A 15,835-nucleotide genomic window follows, 5' to 3' on the forward strand; every position below is an offset into this window, starting at 1 on the left:
TCGGGAAGGTGAAGGTGGGGGGCGTCAGGCCGCCCGGAGGTCCGTACGCGGATCTCCGGCCGCTCAGGTTCAGCGACGGCAACAGGCCGCGGAGACACAGCGGCAAAGATCGACGTGCAGGCGCGCCACAAGCCGGATGCCCGGCGGGAACGTGTGCGCGATTGCTGTCTTCATGGCGATTACGTTAACACTCAAGCTTTGGGGAACCCAAAGGAAATCTTTGGTCTTTTCGCCCGCGGAACCGGCCATCCATGCCGAACGCCCCGCCACGGAAGGGAAATTCCGAGGCGGGGCGTCCGGGACGGCGGGAGAGGGATGTGAGGTGTCCGACACCGCGGGGGCGGGCGGCGGTGGCACGGCGGCGGGCCGCGGCGCGGCCCGGCGGCTCAGAGGAGGCCGTCCTCCTGGCTGCGGTTGGCGGCCAGCCGCTCCCGCTGCCGCTCGACCTTGTCGACGATCTGCACGGACATCGCGTCCCGCTGCTTGCGCAGCAGCACCAGGCTGAGCGGCGCGGAGACCACGATGGCGACCAGCAGCAGCCAGACCATGTTGGAGCCCTTGATCGCGAGCGGGATGACCCCGAGCCAGGCGAGCCCCCAGGCCACCGCGAAGCAGGCGAGGAAGAGGCCGATGCGGAGCGCGGTGTAGCGGAGGGTGGCGTACTTGGGGCTGCTCACGGTGCGGAACCTTCTTCTCAACGGCAACCAAAGGGTCGCCAACCAGTCAAGCACAGCGCCGAGGGCGATCTTCCGTGGCCCCGGCGGCCGTTGCCCGGCCGGCACAGGGACGCCCCTGACCACCGGCAGCGCCCCCCGGCCGGAGCCGGGGGGCGCTGTCGGTGCACCGCGTCAGACGCGCATCGCCTGCGGCGACTCACGGCGGTCCGGGTCCGGGCCCGGGTACTCGCGGATCGCCTCGTAGCGGGTGTTGCGCTCGACGGGGCGGAAGCCGGCGTCGCGGATCAGGTCGAGGAGGTCCTCACGGGTCAGCTTGTTGGGCGTGCCGTAGTTGTCCGCGTCGTGGGTGATCTTGTACTCGACGACCGAGCCGTCCATGTCGTCCGCGCCGTGCTGGAGCGCGAGCTGCGTGGTCTGCAGGCCGTGCATCACCCAGAAGCACTTGACGTGCGGGACGTTGTCGAAGAGCAGCCGGGAGACGGCGAAGGTCTTCAGCGCCTCGGCGCCGGTGGCCATCGTCGTGCGCGCCTGGAGCTTGTTGCGGACCTTGCCGTCCTGCATGTCGACGAAGTCGTGCTGGTAGCGCAGCGGGATGAAGACCTGGAAGCCGCCGGTCTCGTCCTGGAGCTCACGCAGCCGCAGGACGTGGTCGACGCGGTGGCGCGGCTCCTCGATGTGGCCGTAGAGCATCGTGCACGGGGTCTTCAGACCCTTCTCGTGCGCGAGGCGGTGGATGCGCGACCAGTCCTCCCAGTGGGTGCGGTGGTCGACGATGTGCTGCCGGACCTCCCAGTCGAAGATCTCGGCGCCGCCGCCGGTCAGCGACTCCAGACCCGCCTCGATCAGCTCGTCGAGGATCTCGGAGGCGGAGAGCCCGGAGATGGTCTCGAAGTGGTGGATCTCGGTGGCGGTGAACGCCTTCAGCGAGACGTTCGGCAGCGCCTTCTTCAGCTCGCTGAGGGAGCGCGGGTAGTAGCGCCACGGCAGGTTCGGGTGCAGCCCGTTGACGATGTGCAGCTCGGTGAGGTTGTCGTTCTCCATCGCCTTGGCGAGGCGGACGGCCTCCTCGATGCGCATGGTGTACGCGTCCTTCTCGCCCGGCTTGCGCTGGAACGAGCAGTAGGCGCACGACGCGGTGCACACGTTCGTCATGTTGAGGTGACGGTTGACGTTGAAGTGGACGACGTCGCCGTTCTTACGGGTGCGCACCTCGTGGGCGAGACCGCCCAGCCACGCCAGGTCGTCGGACTCGTAGAGGGCGATGCCGTCCTCGCGGGTCAGCCGCTCGCCGGCGTGGACCTTCGCCTCCAGCTCGCGCTTGAGGCCCGCATCCATCGACGCAGCCATCCGGTCGCCTCCAGTCTCTGCCGTGTCCGATTCCGTCCTGTTCCGCCCCTGCGAACGGACCCGCCCGAGCCTACTCCCCCGCCCGCGGGGAGGGCGGAGCCCCCTGAGGGCACCCCGCCCGCCCCGGGTCTGCTACGCGGACTCCTCGGGGAGTTCGCCGACGCGGTTCTCCCACTTGGTGGAGAGCACGATGGTGGTACGCGTGCGGGAGACGCCCTTGGTGCCGGAGAGCCGCCGGATCGTGGTCTCCAGGCCGTCGACGTCGCCGACGCGGACCTTGAGCATGTAGGAGTCGTCGCCGGCGATGAACCAGCAGTCCTCGATCTCCTCCAGGTCGCGCAGCCGCTGGGCGACGTCCTCGTGGTCGGCGGCGTCCGACAGGGAGATGCCGACCAGCGCGGTGACGCCGAGCCCGAGGGACTTGGCGTCGATCGTCGCGCGGTAGCCGGTGATCACCCCGGCCGCCTCCAGACGGTTGATGCGGTCGGTGACGCTGGGCCCGGAGAGGCCGACGAGCCGGCCCAGCTCCGCGTACGAGGCCCGCCCGTTCTCGCGAAGTGCCTGGATGAGCTGCCTATCCACCGCGTCCATGGACTCTAGCCTTCCAATCTTTATGCATTTTCGAGTTCTACATGTAGAATCTAAGGCATACAGGGCCCGATGCCCTGCGATTCTCTCAAACGATCAAGGACGATCTTCACAGGAGTTGTCACCGTGTACTCGATCGAGATGGCCTACGCCCGCATGCGCGAGCTGCAGGACCGGGCCAATCGTTCCCGTGCTCACCAGCCCGCCGCCCCGCGGGCCCGGCGCCGTACGCAGCGCGCCGCCAAGAAGCGCTGACCCGCGCACCGCGGGCCCCGCGCCACCGAACGGCACGGCCCCCGCGGACCCCTCCCTAACGGACACCGGGGCCCTCCTCACGGGAGGCCCGCCCCAGTTCCCCCTCCCAACGCCGGTACAGACCGTGCGGTACCCCCGCCGCGTCCAGCACCCGGCCCGCGACGAAATCCACCAGATCCTGGATGTGCGTCGCCCCCGCGTAGAACGCCGGAGAGGCGGGCAGCACCACGGCGCCCGCCTCGTCCAGCGCCACCAGCTGCTTCAGCGTCGGTCCGCTCAGCGGGGTCTCCCGCACCGCGACCACCAGCGGCCGCCGCTCCTTGAGCGTCACGCTCGCCGTCCGCTGGAGCAGATCCTTCGAGAGTCCGAGCGCCACCCCGGCGACACACGCCGTGCTCGCCGGGACGATCACCATGCCCTTCGCCGGATACGAACCCGACGACGGGCCCGCCGCCAGATCCCCCGCCGGCCAGTGCCGCACCCGCGCCAGCTCCTCGTCGCTCACCGCGAACGTCCCCTGCCCGCCGTCGGCGCCGCGCGCCAGCCACTGCCGCAGATCCTGCTGCCAGTGGGCGTCCCGGAACGCGATACCGGTCTCGTCCAGCAACGTCAGCCGGGATGCCCGGCTCACCACCAGATCCACCGCCTCGCCCGCGGCGAGCAAGGCGCGGAGCACCGAGGCGGCGAACGGGGTGCCGGAGGCGCCGGAGACCCCGACGACCCACGGGCGGCGCGGGCCGGGAGCCGGCTGCGGGGCGCCGGATGAACTGGTGTCGACGGGCGAGAACTCCACGACATCGAGCCTATCCGGCGGAACCGCCGACCCCGTCACGGCCGTTCTCCCCCGTGAACCCCGCCGTCCGGGCGGGCGCCGCGACCGAGGAGGCCGGACCATGAGCCGCGCGAAGCCCGCACTCTTCCTGATGCTGGGCTGGACCGCCCTTCTGTGGGTCCTGGAGATCGCCGACAGCGTCAGCGGCAACGCCCTCGACACCTTCGGGATCCGGCCACGCGAACTGCCGGAGCTGGCCGACATCGTCCCCGCCGCCTTCCTCCACTTCGGCTTCGCCCACCTCGCCGCCAACACCGTGCCGCTCTTCGTCCTCGGCTTCCTCGCCGCGCTCCGCACCGGCGTGCGCCGCTTCCTCGCCGCCGTCGCGCTCATCACCGTCGTCAGCGGGCTCGGCGTCTGGCTGACGGCCGCCCCGCACAGCAACACCCTGGGCGCCTCCGGCGTCGTCTTCGGCATCCTCGGCCTCCTCCTCACCCGCGGCTTCACCGACCGCTCCCTGCCCGACGTCCTCATCGGCCTGGGCGTGGCGGTGGTCTACGGCTCGCTGTTGTGGGGCGTGCTGCCCGGCGCCGGGGACGTCAGCTGGCAGGGCCACCTCTTCGGGCTGGCCGGCGGGGTGCTCGCCGCGTTCGCGCTGCGGGCCCTGGCCCGGCGCACCGCCCGCCCCGCTGTCAGTGGTGTCCCGTAATCTCTCGGTGAAGGAAGAGCACCGGGCGGGCCTGCCGTCCGGCTCAGCGGTACGACGGGGTGACGAGATGTCCGACCAGCAGCCCGGTTACGGCTACGGCCCGCAAGGGCAGCCGCAGCAGCCCTACGGCTCCCAGGGATGGCAGCAGCCCGCCCCGCCGGGCGGCGGATACGGCTACCCGGCCCCCGGCCAGTACCCCGCCCCGGGGTACGCCCCGCAGCCCCCGTCGGGACGGTCGTCCCACTCCACCGCGATGTGGGCGCACCTGAGCGCGGTACTGACGCTCACCGCCGGATCGATGATCTGCTGCGGCATCGGCGCGTTCGCCGGCTGGATCGGTCCGATGTCGATGCGGAACGACTCCCGCAACAAGAACGACCCGTACCTGCGTCACCACACCACCGAGGCGCTGAACTTCGGCCTCACCCAGGCGATCATGGCGGTCATCGGTACCGTCCTCTACTTCAGCACGATGCTCGTCTACGGCATGGTGGCCAACGAGGCGCAGCGCGAGTCCGCCGGGCTCGCCGTGCCGATGCTGACGGTGATCATCATGATGGGCGGGTACGGCCTCGCCGGCGTGATCTGCGGCATCATCGCCACGGTGAAGGCCAACCGCGGCGAGTGGTGGTCCTACCCCCGCCTCGTCGCCTGGCCGATGCTCAAGCCGTGAGCCCCCGGGGCCGGTCGCCGCGGCGGTGACCGGCCGGGCCACCCGGTGCGGGCGCTCCCGCCCCGCCGACGTGAACGGCCCGGAGCCGAAGCTCCGGGCCGCCGCCGTCCGTGTACCGCCGCGTCAGGCCGTCACACCGTCAGACCGCGCACCAGCAGATCGGCCAGGGCGCAGACGAAGAGCGCGATGCCGATGAAGCCGTTGACGCTGAAGAACGCGCGGTTCAGACGCGACAGGTCGTGCGGCCGGACGATCGTGTGCTCGTAGAGGAACGCGCCCGCGACGATCACCAGGCCGATCCAGAAGAACACCCCGGCGCCGGTGGCCAGCGCGTACCAGACCAGCAGGGCGGTGGTGACGGTGTGACAGGCGCGGGCGCCCCGGATCGCCGCCGGGATGCCGAACCGCGCCGGCACCGACTTCACCCCGACCTCACGGTCGGTCTCCACGTCCTGGCAGGCGTAGATCAGGTCGAAGCCGCCGATCCAGATGCCGACGGCGAGCCCGAGGATCACCGCGTCCCAGTTCCACGACCCGGTCACCGCCAGCCACGCCCCGACCGGCCCTATCGCCTGCGCCAGACCGAGGATCGCCTGCGGGAAGTTGGTGAACCGCTTGCCGTACGGATAGACCACCATCGGCACCACCGCGACCGGCGCCAGCGCCAGACACAGCGGGTTGAGCAGCGCCGCCGCGCCCAGGAAGACGACGACGGCGATCAGCGCGCCGGTCCACGCCGAGCGGACCGACACCGCGCCGGTCACCAGCTCACGGCCGGCGGTGCGCGGGTTCCGGGCGTCGATCTCACGGTCGATGATGCGGTTGGCGGCCATCGCGAACGTCCGCAGCCCGACCATCGCCACCGTCACCAGCAGCAGCCGGACCCAGTGGATGTTCCGGTCCCACTCGTACATCGCGGTGAGCGCCGCGATGTAGGCGAAGGGCAGCGCGAAGACCGAGTGCTCGATCATCACCAGGCGCAAGAACGCCGGAACACCCCCACGCCGGTGGGGACCGCTCGCGCTGCCCTCCGCGGCAACAGTCTCGCTGCTCACAGGCCGTACTCCTTCCACCGGCGGTCGACGAGCGCCGCCGTACAGGGGTCCGACTCGACCATGTCCGGCCAGCCGCCGTCACGGGTGTAGCCCTCCTCGGGCCACTTCCGCGTCGCGTCGATCCCCGCCTTGCCGCCCCAGAACTGCTGGTAGGAGGCGTGGTCGAGGTGATCGACGGGGCCTTCGACGACGGTCAGGTCGCGGGCGTAGTCGGTGTTGCCCAGCGCCCGCCAGGAGACCTCGTGGAGGTTGTGGACGTCGCAGTCGGCGTCGACGACGACGATCAGTTTGGTCAGCGACATCATGTGGGCGCCCCAGATGGCGTGCATGACCTTCTGCGCGTGCTTGGGGTACTTCTTGTCGATCGAGACGATCGCGCAGTTGTGGAAGCCGCCGGACTCCGGCAGGTGGTAGTCCACGATGTCCGGAACGATGATCTTCAGCAGCGGGAGGAAGAAACGCTCCGTCGCGCGGCCCAGCGGCCCGTCCTCCGTCGGCGGGCGCCCCACCACGATCGACTGGAGCAGCGGCCGCTTCCGCATCGTCACGCAGTCGATCTTCAGCGCCGGGAACGGCTCCTGCGGCGTGTAGAAGCCGGTGTGATCGCCGAACGGGCCCTCCGGCAGCATCTCGCCGGGCTCCAGCCAGCCCTCGATGACGACCTCCGCCTGCGCCGGGACCTGGAGCGGGACGGTCTTGCAGTCGACCATCTCGATCCGCTTGCCCTGGAGGAACCCGGCGAAGAGGTACTCGTCGATGTCGCCGGGCAGCGGCGCGGTCGACGCGTACGTGACGGCCGGGGGGCAGCCGAAGGCGATGGCGACCGGCAGCTTCTCACCGCGGCGGGCGGCGACCTGGTAGTGGTTGCGGCTGTCCTTGTGGATCTGCCAGTGCATGCCGATGGTGCGCCTGTCGTGGCGCTGGAGGCGGTAGAGCCCGAGGTTGCGGATGCCGGTCTCGGGGTCCTTGGTGTGCGTCAGGCCCAGGTTGAAGAAGGAGCCGCCGTCCTTCGGCCAGGTGAACAGCGCCGGGAGGGCGTCCAGATCGACGTCCTCACCGCGGAGCACGACCTCCTGGACGGGCGCGTCGTCGCCCTTGACCTTCTTCGGCGGCACGTGCGTCATCCCGGCGAGCTTGCCGAACGCCTCCCGCATCCCGACGAAGCCCTGCGGCAGCTCGGGCCGGAGCAGCCCGCCGATCTTGTCGCTGATGTCGCCGTAGGACTTCAGGCCGAGGGCCTTCAGCAGGCGGCGGTCGGTGCCGTAGACGTTCATGGCCAGCGGCATCGCCGCGCCCTTGACGTTCTCGAAGAGGAGCGCGGGTCCGCCCGCCTTCTGCACCCGGTCAACGATCTCGCCGACCTCCAAATGAGGATCGACCTCGGCCTTGATGCGCTTGAGGTCACCCTCCCGGTCGAGCGCCCGCAGGAACGAGCGGAGATCGTCATAAGCCATACGTCCCAGTATCGGGTACGCACTACCCTGGACGGGTCACCGGGCCCCGCGGCGGGCCCGCCGCCGCGTCCGGGGGGCTCTCCGCAATGCTCAGGTATCTGCCGTTCCTTCTGGTCCTGGCCCTGTGGATCTACGCGTTCATCGACTGCGTCAACACCCCGGAATCGCAGATCCGCGGCCTGCCCAAGGTCATCTGGGTGCTCATCATCCTGCTCTTCGGCGAGGTGCTGGTCGGGCCGGTCGCCTGGCTCGTCGCGGGTAAGGTCCGCACGCCCGCGGGCGGCGCGCCGCGCGCCCGCGCCACCTGGGTGGCGCCCGATGACAACCCCGAGTTCCTCCGGTCCCTCAAGGACGAGAACAAGAAGGACGAGGCGCTGCTCAAGGACTGGGAGGCGGACCTGCGCCGCCGCGAGGAGGAGCTGCGCCGCCGCGACGACGGCACGCCGAACGGCCCCGGCCAGAACCCGCCGCCGTCCAAGGACTGACAGTCTGGCGGCATGGACGCCCCCTCCGGGTCCGGCCGCCAGGAATGGGCGCGTGACCGCGACGCGCTGATGCGCGACGGCACGGACGACCGCCCCGCCCCCACCCTGCCCGGCGACCCCCGCCACCTCCAGGAACAGGCCCGCGCGATGCTGGCGACCGCGCTGGCCGAGGCGCGCGCCGGACGCGACGAGGGCGGCGTGCCGATCGGCGCGGCGCTCTACGGGCCCGACGGCGCGCTCTGGGGACGTGGCCGCAACCGCCGCGTCCAGGACGGCGATCCGTCCGCGCACGCCGAGACCGCCGCGTTCCGCGCGGCCGGCCGCCGCCCCGGCTACCGCGGCACCACGATGGTCACCACCCTCTCGCCCTGCTGGTACTGCAGCGGTCTGGTGCGGCAGTTCGGCATCTCCCGGCTCGTCGTCGGCGAGGCCCGCACCTTCCACGGCGGCCACGACTGGCTGGCCCGCCACGGCGTCCGCATCGTGGTCCTCGACGACCCGGAGTGCACCGCGCTGATGCGGGAGTTCACCGAGGAGAACCCGCAGCTGTGGCGGGAGGACATCGGGGGCGGCGGAACGGAGTGAGGCCCGGCGCGGGGCGGGGGCGGGGCGGCGGACGCGGGGTGACGGGCCCGGCGCGGGGCGGGGGCGGGGCGGCGGACGCGGGGTGACGGGCCCGGCGCCCGGCTCAGGCACGGCCCGGCGGAGCGGACCGGCCCCCGGCCCCGCTCGTCCGGGGCCCCGAAACCCGGTGGACCCCGCCCGCCCCGCCGGGCCACCCTGGCGCCATGGATCTTCCCGCCCGGCGCCCCGCCGCCGAGGAGCCGGCCCGGCGCGTCCGGGCCCGGCACACCGCACGCACCGTCACCGTCTACCAGGCGTACACCCCGTCGCTCGGCGGGCCGGCCGCCCGCGACGGGCGGTTCCCGGCGGCCTGGAAGCGGGACCGTATGACGTGGATCAAGCCGTCGTTCCTGTGGATGATGTACCGCTGCGGCTGGGCCACCAAGCCCGGTCAGGAGACGGTGCTCGCCGTCGAGATCGACCGCGCGGGCTTCGACGACGCGCTGCGCACCGCCTGCCTCTCCCACCACGACCCGCGCGTCCACCCCGACCGCGACGCCTGGCGACGGCAGTTGGCGGCGTCCCCGGTGCGGCTCCAGTGGGACCCGGAGCGCGACCTCGCGCTGCGCCCGCTGCCGTACCGCTCCCTCCAGCTGGGGCTCGCCGGGGAGGCGGCCCGGCGCTACGCCGACGAGTGGACGGTCGCCATCACCGACGTCACCCCGCTGGCCCGCGAGATCCACGCCCTGGTGCGCGCGGGCGACACCACTGCCGCCACCGCGCTGCTGCCCGCGGAACCGCCCTACCCGGCTCCGCCGGAGACCCCGGCGCTCTCCCCGGCGTAGCCGGCCGGCCGCCGGGCACAGCGCCGGGTCAGGCGCCGAAGTCCGGGAGCGTCAGGGAGCCGTCCGCCGCCAACGGGAAGCCCGGGTTGTGCGCGATCTCCCAGGGGTGGCCGTCCGGGTCGGTGAAGACACCGGAGTAGAAACCGATCGGGTTGACGGCGGCGGGCTTCGTGACGGTGGCGCCGGCCCGCTCCGCCGTCGCCAGCAGGGCGTCGACCTCGGCGTCGGAGCGGACGTTGTGGGCCAGGGCGATGCCGCCGAAACCGCCCGGCGCGCCGGGTTCGAGCCCGGCGTCCGCCGCCAGCTTCCGGCGGTCCCACAGCACCAGCCCCAGGCCGCCCGCCTGGAAGAAGACCGTCTCCTCGACCTCCTGGCCGCGCCAGCCCAGCGCCTCGTAGAACCGCTTGGCGCGGGCGAGATCGGTGACGCCCAAGGTGATCAGGGTGATGCGCTGTTCCATGCGCTCACCGTAGGCGGCGCGCCCGGCCCGTACGCGACGCTGCGCCGCGTGCCGTCCCGGGAACGCCCGGAGGCGGCCCCGCGAACGGGACCGCCTCCGGTGGTGCGTACGGGTGCGTCAGACGCCGGCGTAGGAGTGCAGGCCGGTGACGAAGATGTTCACGCCGTAGTAGTTGAAGAGGTAGCAGGCGAAGGCGATCAGGCCCAGCCAGGCGGCCTTGCGGCCCTTCCAGCCGGCGGTGGCGCGGGCGTGCAGGTAGCAGGCGTACGCGACCCAGGTGATGAAGGACCAGACCTCCTTGGGGTCCCAGCCCCAGTAGCGGCCCCACGCGGCCTCGGCCCAGATGGCGCCCGCGATGATGGTGAACGTCCACAGCGGGAAGACCGTGGCGTTGACCCGGTAGGCGAACTTGTCGAGCGAGGCGGCGGCGGGCAGCCGGGACAGCACGTCGTTGGTGCCGATGCGGACCCGCAGCCAGAACGTCGGCTCCTGCTTGTCCTTGCCCGAGCGGCGCAGCGTGTCAAGGCGCTCGTGCAGGGCGGCGACCCGGCCGTCGCCGAGCCGCTCCTCGTAGCGGTCGCGGAAGAGGAAGAGGAGCGTGGCGACGGCGCCCATGTAGAGGACGGCGCCGGAGATGATCGCGCAGCTGACGTGGATCCACAGCCAGTACGAGTGGAGCGCCGGGACGAGCTGGTCACTGGCGGTGTAGAGGACGGAGACCGCGAGGCCGAGGGTGAGCAGGACGGAGGTGACCAGCGGCAGGCCGAGCCAGCGGACGCTCTTCTTGAACACCAGCAGGACCAGGTAGACGGTGACCGCGGAGGCGGCGAACGTCGTCGAGAACTCGTACATGTTGCCCCAGGGGGCACGCTCCACGGACAGGGCGCGAGTGACCACGCCGCCGACGTGCAGCGCCCAGGCCAGCACCGTCAGGGAGACGGCGATCCGGCCGTAGAGGTCGCCCTTCTCGGTGCCGCCGGCCGCGCCGGGGCCGTCGGGGACGTCCCGGGAGCCGGGCGCGGAGCGGGTGACGACCGCGGGCCGGTCCAGTACCGCGGTGCCGCCCTTGGCCGCCGCGCGGACGGTGACGGTGGCGGGCTGCTCCACCTCGGCGGTCAGCGCGGCGGCCGTGCGGCCGACCTTGCTGCGGCTGCCGAACACCCACTCGGCCATGTGCGCGAGGAAGGCCAGGGTGTAGACGGCCATCGCGCCGTAGACCAGCAGATTGCTGTTGTGCGCCAGTGTCTCGTTGGCTGCGGCCGCGATGTTCACGCGCGCGCTCCTTCGGAGGGGTCAGCGGGGTCGGCGGAGTCGGTGGGCTGCGCCGGGTCTTCGGGGCCTTCGGGGGACGCCGGGGCCTTGCCCGGGGCCTCGGCCTCGTCCGGGGACGTGCCGGGGGCCGGGGTCCCGGCGGGCGCCTCGCCGGGGGCCGGTGCCGCGCCGTCCGCGGCGGAGCCACCGTCCGGCGCCGCGTCCGGTGCCGCGTCCGGTGCCGCGTCCGGTGCGACCGGTGCGTCCGGGGTCAGCGCGGCGGCGAGGTCGGCGAGTTCCTCCGGGAGCCGGGACGATTCGCTGCGGCCCAGGCCGGCGATCTCGACGACGGTGGTGCCGTCCGGGCCCGGCTCGGCGCGGACCCACACCCGGCGGCGCTGGACGAAGAGCGAGGCCGCCAGGCCCAGCAGCGCCGCGACCGCACCGGTCAGCGCGAGACCGTTGCCCGACTGATGGGTGATCTTGAAGCTGGCCCAGGTCTTGACGCCGGTGAAGGTGATGGAGCCGTCGCCGTTCGGCAGCTTCATCGTCTCGCCCGGCAGCATCATCTGCGCCAGCTTGCGGTTCTTCACCGTGTACTGCTTCAGGTGCTTCTGGTCGAGCTGGTAGACGCTCTGCGAGAGCCCCGAGTCCAGCCCGAGGTCACCGTGGTACGCGGTGAGCGTGAGGACCGGGTAGTCGAGCGCCGGGAACGTCGAGAACATCGAGCCGGAGCCCTTGCCGCCGAAGGTCGGCACGAAGAAGCCCTGGAAGCCCAGCTGGTTGCGCTTGCCGTCCTTGGTCTGCGCGCCGGGCACCTTCACCACACCGGTGGAGGTGAAGTTCTTCGGGTCCTGCGTCAGGAACGGCACCGCGCCGTCGTAGACGACCTTGCCGCGGCCGTCCTTGACCTTCACCTGCGGCGCGTAGCCGTGGCTGAGCAGGTAGACCCGCGAGCCGGCGATGTCCAGCGGCTCGTTGACCTCGATCGAGGTGCGGTGCTCCTTACCGTCCGGGCCGGTGAAGTACGTGACGTTGGCGCGGAACGTGCGCGGCGTGCCGCGCTCGGGACCGGTGCGCTCGTACGTCGCGTCGAAGCTGTTGAGGGTGAAGCCGAACGGCTCCATCGTGTCCGGGTCGAAGAACGGACCGGACTTGATGTCGTCGTACTGCGTGAGGTTGTTGGCGAAGCCGTCGCCCTCGGTGATGAGCTTGCCGCCCTCGGACTTCCACAGACTGCCGACGGCGAACGCCACCAGCATCACGATCAGCGCGACGTGGAAGACGAGGTTGCCCAGCTCCCGCACGTACCCCTTCTCGGACGCCACCGCCGTACCGGCCCGGTGGACGCGGAACCGCCGCTTCTTCAGCAGCCGCCGCGCCGCCTCCAGCACCGCCTCCGGCTCCGCCTGGGTACGCCACGTCGCGTACGCGGGCAGCCGGGTCAGCCGGCGCGGCGCGGCCGGCGGGCGGCCGCGGAGCTGGCCGACGAACTGCCAGGTGCGCGGCACGATGCAGCCGATGAGGGAGATGAACAGCAGCAGGTAGATCGCGGAGAACCACACCGAGCTGTAGACGTGGAACATCCCGAGCTTGTCGTAGACGTCCCCGAGCGTGGGGTGGTCGGCCTTGAAGGCGTCGACCTTGGTCGGGTCGATGGAGGTCTGCGGGATCAGCGAACCCGGAATGGCGCCGATCGAGAGCAGGAAGAGCAGCAGCAGCGCCACCCGCATCGAGGTGAGCTGGCGCCAGAACCACCGCACCCAGCCGATCGGGCCGAGCGCGGGGAAACTGATCTCCTCCTTGGGGGCGGTGGAGAGCCGCGAGCCGGCCGCGCCGAGGTCGGAGCCCGCGTCGCCGTCGCGCGGGGCGCCGGACTCCGCGTCGCGAGAGGTGTCGGTCGTGGTGGACATCGGTTCAGATCCCAACGGTGGAGCTTTGCGTCCAGCTCTGCAGCCCGGACATCATTCCGTCCCAGACGCCGGTGACCAGGAGGACGCCGAGCGCGACCATCATGCCGCCGCCGATCCGCATCACCCAGACGTAGTGGCGCTTGACCCAGCCGAACGCGCCGAGCATCCGGCGGAACGCCAGCGCCACGGCGATGAACGGCAGGCCCAGACCCAGGCAGTACGCGACGGTGAGCAGCGCGCCGCGCGGGGCGCTCGCCTGGTTGAGGGCGAGGGTGTTGACGGCGGTGAGGGTGGGGCCCAGGCACGGCGTCCAGCCGACGCCGAAGAGCGCGCCCAGCAGCGGCGCGCCGGCCAGCCCCATCGCGGGTTTCTTGTGGAAGCGCACCTCGCGCTGGCCGAACCGCTTGAGGACACCGGCGAAGGCCAGCCCGAGCAGGATCATCAGGGCGCCGAGCACCCGGGAGATGATCTCCTTGTTCTCCTGGAGCCGCTGCCCGAAGAAGCCGAAGAGCGCGCCGCCGGAGACGAAGACGGCGGTGAAGCCGAGGACGAAGAGGAGCGCCCCGGCGAACATCCGGCCGCGCTTGGCCTCCGCGAGGTCGGTGCCGGTGACGCCCGTGACGTACGACATGTAGCCCGGTACGAGCGGCAGGACGCAGGGCGAGAAGAAGGAGACCAGCCCGCCGAGGAGGGCGAGGGGCACCGCCGCCAGCAGGGCGCCGGTCATGACGGTGTCGTTGTACACGGCTGCGGCGAGCGTGGTCACGCGATCACTTCTCGGCGATCAGCGGCTTGAGCATCGCGCGCAGGTCGTCCTCGGCGAGCGGGCCGAGGGAGCGTGCGGCGATCTTCCCGTGCCGGTCGATGGCGATGGTCGACGGGATGGACTGCGGGTTGAGGCTGCCCTTGGGGAAGCGGAGCATCAGCTTGCCGGCCGGGTCGAAGAGGCTCGGGTACGGCATCTTGTGCTGGTCCTCGAAGCTGGTCGCCTGCGTCTTGTTGTCGCGGGTGTTGATCCCGACGAACTGGACGCCCTGCTTCTCGGTGTCCTTGGCGACCTTCGCGAAGTTCGGCGCCTCCGCGATGCACGGCCCGCACCACGATCCCCAGACGTTGAGGACGACGACCTTGCCCTTGTAGTCGGCGAGGTCGAGGTGTCCGCCGGTGGTCGTCTCGCCCGCGATGTCCGGCGCCTGCTGCCGGTCGGCCGCGGCGACCCTGGCGACGCCGTTCTTGCCCTGGACGAACCGGGTCTGCGAGGAGCCGCCGGAGGTGCCCTCGCCGCAGGCGCTCAGCGTCAGCGACGCGAGTACCGTCCCCGCGGCGAGCAGGGTGAGGCGACGGCGGCCGGTGAGGCGGCGGGGGACGCGGCAGGCACTCATGTGAAAAGTTTCGCATGGGCGGATTCCGGATCTTTGGCGCCCCCCTCACCGGGCGGTTCCCGCCACGAAACGGCATGTCACGGCCGTGCGCTGCCGTCGGACAGGCCGCGCACGGGGGCGCGTCAGGCCGCGCCGAGGTAGCTCTTCCACCCGCCGGCGGGCTGCTGGCCGACCTGGAGCGACTGGAGCTTGGCGAGGACCGCGGGGTCCTGCGCGTCGAGCCAGTCGGTGAACTGCCGGAAGGAGACCATCCGGACATCCTTGTTCTGCTCGTTGGCGATGTGCTTGAGCGCCTCCTCGACGGCGTCCATGTAGATGCCGCCGTTCCACTCCTCGAAGTGGTTGCCGATGAAGAACGGCGCCCGGTTGGTCTCGTACGCCCGCTGGAAGCCGGAGATGTACGAGTCGGTGGCCTGGCGGCGCCAGCCGGGGTAGTTGGCGGACGGGGCGCGGGTGGAGTTCTTCGACTGGTTGGCGAGGATGTTGTAGTCCATCGACAGCACCTCGAAGGTGTGGCCGGGGAACGGGATCTGCTGGAGCGGGAAGTCCCAGATGTTCCCCTTCTTACGGGGCCACATCTGAAGGCCGCCGGGCGAGCTGGCGTCGTAGCGCCAGCCGAGCTTCTCGGCGGTGGGCAGCAGGTTCTCCTGCCCCAGGAGGCAGGGGGTGCGGCCGCCGATCAGCTCCTTGCGGTAGTCGAAGGGCAGCGGTTCCAGGTCCGTGAAGCCGGTGTTGGTCCGCCACTTGGTGACGAAGTCCACGGCCTGGTCGATCTCGGAGCTCCACTGGTCGGGCGTCCAGTTCTTGACCGTGCCGGAGCCGGCGCAGAAGTGGCCGTTGAAGTGGGTGCCGATCTCGTGGCCGTCGAGCCACGCCTGACGGACGTTCCTGAGGGTGGCCTTGATGTGCTCGTCGGTGAGGTAGCCGATGTCGGAGGCGCCGGGCGCGTTGTTGGGCGGGAGGTAGAGGTGCTTCTTGCTCTCCGGCAGCAGGTACAGGCCGGAGAGGAAGAAGGTCATGGCGGCGCCGTGGTCCCGGGCGAGTTGCAGGAAGCGGGGGAAGAGGCCGTTGCCGACCTCGCCCGCACCGTCCCAGGAGAAGATCACGAACTGTGGTGGTGTCTGGCCCGGCTCCAGCCGTTCGGGCTTCCCGGGCTGGTGGGGCTGGCGTCCGTAGTCGGCGGTCGAGCCGTCGCCGATGAGCTTGGGCCGTGCCTGGATCGCGTTCTTGACCCGTTGTTTGTCCGAGGCGGTGTCCGAACCGGTCGAGCAGCCGGCGACGCCCAGCGCCGCGGCCGCCCCGATACCCATTCCCAGCAGGTTCCGCCGACTGATTGCGCGCATAGCGTCGTCCCCATCCGTGCTCGCCGATTTCAATATCCATATAAATGGACAATCGGTTAGAT

Annotated in this window: 18 protein-coding genes; 6 read left to right on the top strand and 12 right to left on the bottom strand. The window is 71.3% G+C overall.

Going from position 1 to position 15,835, the window contains the following annotated elements; all coding sequences use genetic code 11:
* Positions 1-386: 386 nt before the first annotated feature.
* From ACZ4M8_RS22285 to ACZ4M8_RS22295, 3 genes are all read right to left on the bottom strand, one after another.
* The gene (locus ACZ4M8_RS22285; protein ID WP_399089010.1) at positions 387-677 is read right to left on the bottom strand and encodes a DUF4229 domain-containing protein; all 291 of its coding nucleotides are present in this window, start codon (positions 675-677) and stop codon (positions 387-389) included.
* Positions 678-848: 171 nt separating this feature from the next.
* Positions 849-2,012: an aminofutalosine synthase MqnE gene (gene mqnE, locus ACZ4M8_RS22290; RefSeq protein ID WP_030287665.1), complete on the bottom strand. Its 1,164-nt coding sequence runs from the start codon at positions 2,010-2,012 to the stop codon at positions 849-851.
* A gap of 144 nt (positions 2,013-2,156) precedes the next feature.
* Complete coding sequence (locus ACZ4M8_RS22295; RefSeq protein WP_467609858.1) at positions 2,157-2,615, bottom strand: Lrp/AsnC family transcriptional regulator; 459 nt, start codon at positions 2,613-2,615, stop codon at positions 2,157-2,159.
* 123 nt (positions 2,616-2,738) lie between these two features.
* On the opposite strand from ACZ4M8_RS22295, the gene ACZ4M8_RS22300 reads away from it, so the two are divergent.
* Positions 2,739-2,867, top strand: coding sequence for a hypothetical protein (locus ACZ4M8_RS22300; protein WP_399089006.1), 129 nt, complete (start codon positions 2,739-2,741; stop codon positions 2,865-2,867).
* Between the two features lie 55 nt (positions 2,868-2,922).
* Here the strand turns inward: ACZ4M8_RS22300 and ACZ4M8_RS22305 are convergent, their stop codons facing one another.
* Positions 2,923-3,660: a UbiX family flavin prenyltransferase gene (locus tag ACZ4M8_RS22305; RefSeq protein ID WP_467609860.1), complete on the bottom strand. Its 738-nt coding sequence runs from the start codon at positions 3,658-3,660 to the stop codon at positions 2,923-2,925.
* A 100-nt stretch (positions 3,661-3,760) separates the two neighbouring features.
* Between ACZ4M8_RS22305 and ACZ4M8_RS22310 the strand changes: the two genes are divergently transcribed.
* Together ACZ4M8_RS22310 and ACZ4M8_RS22315 are read left to right on the top strand one after the other, a co-directional pair.
* A complete protein-coding gene (locus tag ACZ4M8_RS22310) occupies positions 3,761-4,348 on the top strand; it encodes a rhomboid family intramembrane serine protease (RefSeq protein WP_467609861.1) in 588 nt (195 codons plus the stop codon).
* Between the two features lie 67 nt (positions 4,349-4,415).
* Positions 4,416-5,021 (top strand): DUF4870 domain-containing protein, encoded by a 606-nt coding sequence (locus tag ACZ4M8_RS22315; protein ID WP_467609863.1) that lies wholly within the window; start codon positions 4,416-4,418, stop codon positions 5,019-5,021.
* 131 nt (positions 5,022-5,152) lie between these two features.
* Here the strand turns inward: ACZ4M8_RS22315 and mqnP are convergent, their stop codons facing one another.
* Both mqnP and ACZ4M8_RS22325 read right to left on the bottom strand, forming a co-directional pair.
* Positions 5,153-6,076: a menaquinone biosynthesis prenyltransferase MqnP gene (mqnP, locus tag ACZ4M8_RS22320; protein ID WP_467609865.1), complete on the bottom strand. Its 924-nt coding sequence runs from the start codon at positions 6,074-6,076 to the stop codon at positions 5,153-5,155.
* The gene (locus ACZ4M8_RS22325; protein ID WP_467609867.1) at positions 6,073-7,530 is read right to left on the bottom strand and encodes a menaquinone biosynthesis decarboxylase; all 1,458 of its coding nucleotides are present in this window, start codon (positions 7,528-7,530) and stop codon (positions 6,073-6,075) included. Before ACZ4M8_RS22325 ends, mqnP begins: the two co-directional genes overlap by 4 nt.
* Before the next feature lie 86 nt (positions 7,531-7,616).
* Here ACZ4M8_RS22325 and ACZ4M8_RS22330 point away from each other — a divergent pair, with 86 nt between their 5' ends.
* The 3 genes from ACZ4M8_RS22330 (at position 7,617) to ACZ4M8_RS22340 (ending at position 9,424) form a co-directional block, all read left to right on the top strand.
* Positions 7,617-8,015, top strand: a complete 399-nt coding sequence (locus tag ACZ4M8_RS22330; RefSeq protein WP_450956468.1) for a PLD nuclease N-terminal domain-containing protein — start codon at positions 7,617-7,619, stop codon at positions 8,013-8,015.
* Positions 8,016-8,027: 12 nt separating this feature from the next.
* Positions 8,028-8,600, top strand: coding sequence for a nucleoside deaminase (locus ACZ4M8_RS22335; RefSeq protein ID WP_467609869.1), 573 nt, complete (start codon positions 8,028-8,030; stop codon positions 8,598-8,600).
* Between the two features lie 203 nt (positions 8,601-8,803).
* Positions 8,804-9,424, top strand: coding sequence for a DUF4291 domain-containing protein (locus ACZ4M8_RS22340; protein ID WP_467609871.1), 621 nt, complete (start codon positions 8,804-8,806; stop codon positions 9,422-9,424).
* Positions 9,425-9,452: 28 nt separating this feature from the next.
* Here ACZ4M8_RS22340 and ACZ4M8_RS22345 read toward each other — a convergent pair whose 3' ends face one another.
* From ACZ4M8_RS22345 to ACZ4M8_RS22370, 6 genes are all read right to left on the bottom strand, one after another.
* Positions 9,453-9,884: a VOC family protein gene (locus ACZ4M8_RS22345; protein ID WP_467609873.1), complete on the bottom strand. Its 432-nt coding sequence runs from the start codon at positions 9,882-9,884 to the stop codon at positions 9,453-9,455.
* Between the two features lie 117 nt (positions 9,885-10,001).
* Entirely contained in the window at positions 10,002-11,156 is a 1,155-nt protein-coding gene (gene ccsB / locus ACZ4M8_RS22350) for a c-type cytochrome biogenesis protein CcsB (RefSeq protein WP_467609875.1), read from the bottom strand.
* On the bottom strand, positions 11,153-13,048 hold the full coding sequence (gene resB, locus ACZ4M8_RS22355) for a cytochrome c biogenesis protein ResB (protein ID WP_467609877.1): 1,896 nt from the start codon (positions 13,046-13,048) through the stop codon (positions 11,153-11,155). The genes ccsB and resB overlap by 4 nt, the downstream gene beginning before the upstream one ends.
* 4 nt (positions 13,049-13,052) lie before the next feature.
* On the bottom strand, positions 13,053-13,775 hold the full coding sequence (locus ACZ4M8_RS22360; protein WP_467610024.1) for a cytochrome c biogenesis CcdA family protein: 723 nt from the start codon (positions 13,773-13,775) through the stop codon (positions 13,053-13,055).
* A gap of 43 nt (positions 13,776-13,818) precedes the next feature.
* Positions 13,819-14,430, bottom strand: a complete 612-nt coding sequence (locus tag ACZ4M8_RS22365; protein ID WP_467609879.1) for a TlpA family protein disulfide reductase — start codon at positions 14,428-14,430, stop codon at positions 13,819-13,821.
* Positions 14,431-14,552: 122 nt separating this feature from the next.
* On the bottom strand, positions 14,553-15,773 hold the full coding sequence (locus tag ACZ4M8_RS22370) for a polysaccharide deacetylase family protein (RefSeq protein ID WP_467609881.1): 1,221 nt from the start codon (positions 15,771-15,773) through the stop codon (positions 14,553-14,555).
* Positions 15,774-15,835 lie beyond the last annotated feature (62 nt).

Source organism: Streptomyces sp. NPDC027185 (assembly GCF_055567035.1).

Coding starts and splice junctions, on each gene's coding strand:
- mqnE (WP_030287665.1), bottom strand. CDS start 2,012: ATGGATGCGGGCCTCAAGCGCGAGCTGGAGGCGAAGGTCCACGCCGGC.
- ACZ4M8_RS22295 (WP_467609858.1), bottom strand. CDS start 2,615: ATGGACGCGGTGGATAGGCAGCTCATCCAGGCACTTCGCGAGAACGGG.
- ACZ4M8_RS22310 (WP_467609861.1), top strand. CDS start 3,761: ATGAGCCGCGCGAAGCCCGCACTCTTCCTGATGCTGGGCTGGACCGCC.
- ACZ4M8_RS22315 (WP_467609863.1), top strand. CDS start 4,416: ATGTCCGACCAGCAGCCCGGTTACGGCTACGGCCCGCAAGGGCAGCCG.
- ACZ4M8_RS22325 (WP_467609867.1), bottom strand. CDS start 7,530: ATGGCTTATGACGATCTCCGCTCGTTCCTGCGGGCGCTCGACCGGGAG.
- ACZ4M8_RS22330 (WP_450956468.1), top strand. CDS start 7,617: ATGCTCAGGTATCTGCCGTTCCTTCTGGTCCTGGCCCTGTGGATCTAC.
- ACZ4M8_RS22335 (WP_467609869.1), top strand. CDS start 8,028: ATGGACGCCCCCTCCGGGTCCGGCCGCCAGGAATGGGCGCGTGACCGC.
- ACZ4M8_RS22340 (WP_467609871.1), top strand. CDS start 8,804: ATGGATCTTCCCGCCCGGCGCCCCGCCGCCGAGGAGCCGGCCCGGCGC.
- ACZ4M8_RS22345 (WP_467609873.1), bottom strand. CDS start 9,884: ATGGAACAGCGCATCACCCTGATCACCTTGGGCGTCACCGATCTCGCC.
- resB (WP_467609877.1), bottom strand. CDS start 13,048: ATGTCCACCACGACCGACACCTCTCGCGACGCGGAGTCCGGCGCCCCG.
- ACZ4M8_RS22360 (WP_467610024.1), bottom strand. CDS start 13,775: ATGACCGGCGCCCTGCTGGCGGCGGTGCCCCTCGCCCTCCTCGGCGGG.
- ACZ4M8_RS22365 (WP_467609879.1), bottom strand. CDS start 14,430: ATGAGTGCCTGCCGCGTCCCCCGCCGCCTCACCGGCCGCCGTCGCCTC.
- ACZ4M8_RS22370 (WP_467609881.1), bottom strand. CDS start 15,773: ATGCGCGCAATCAGTCGGCGGAACCTGCTGGGAATGGGTATCGGGGCG.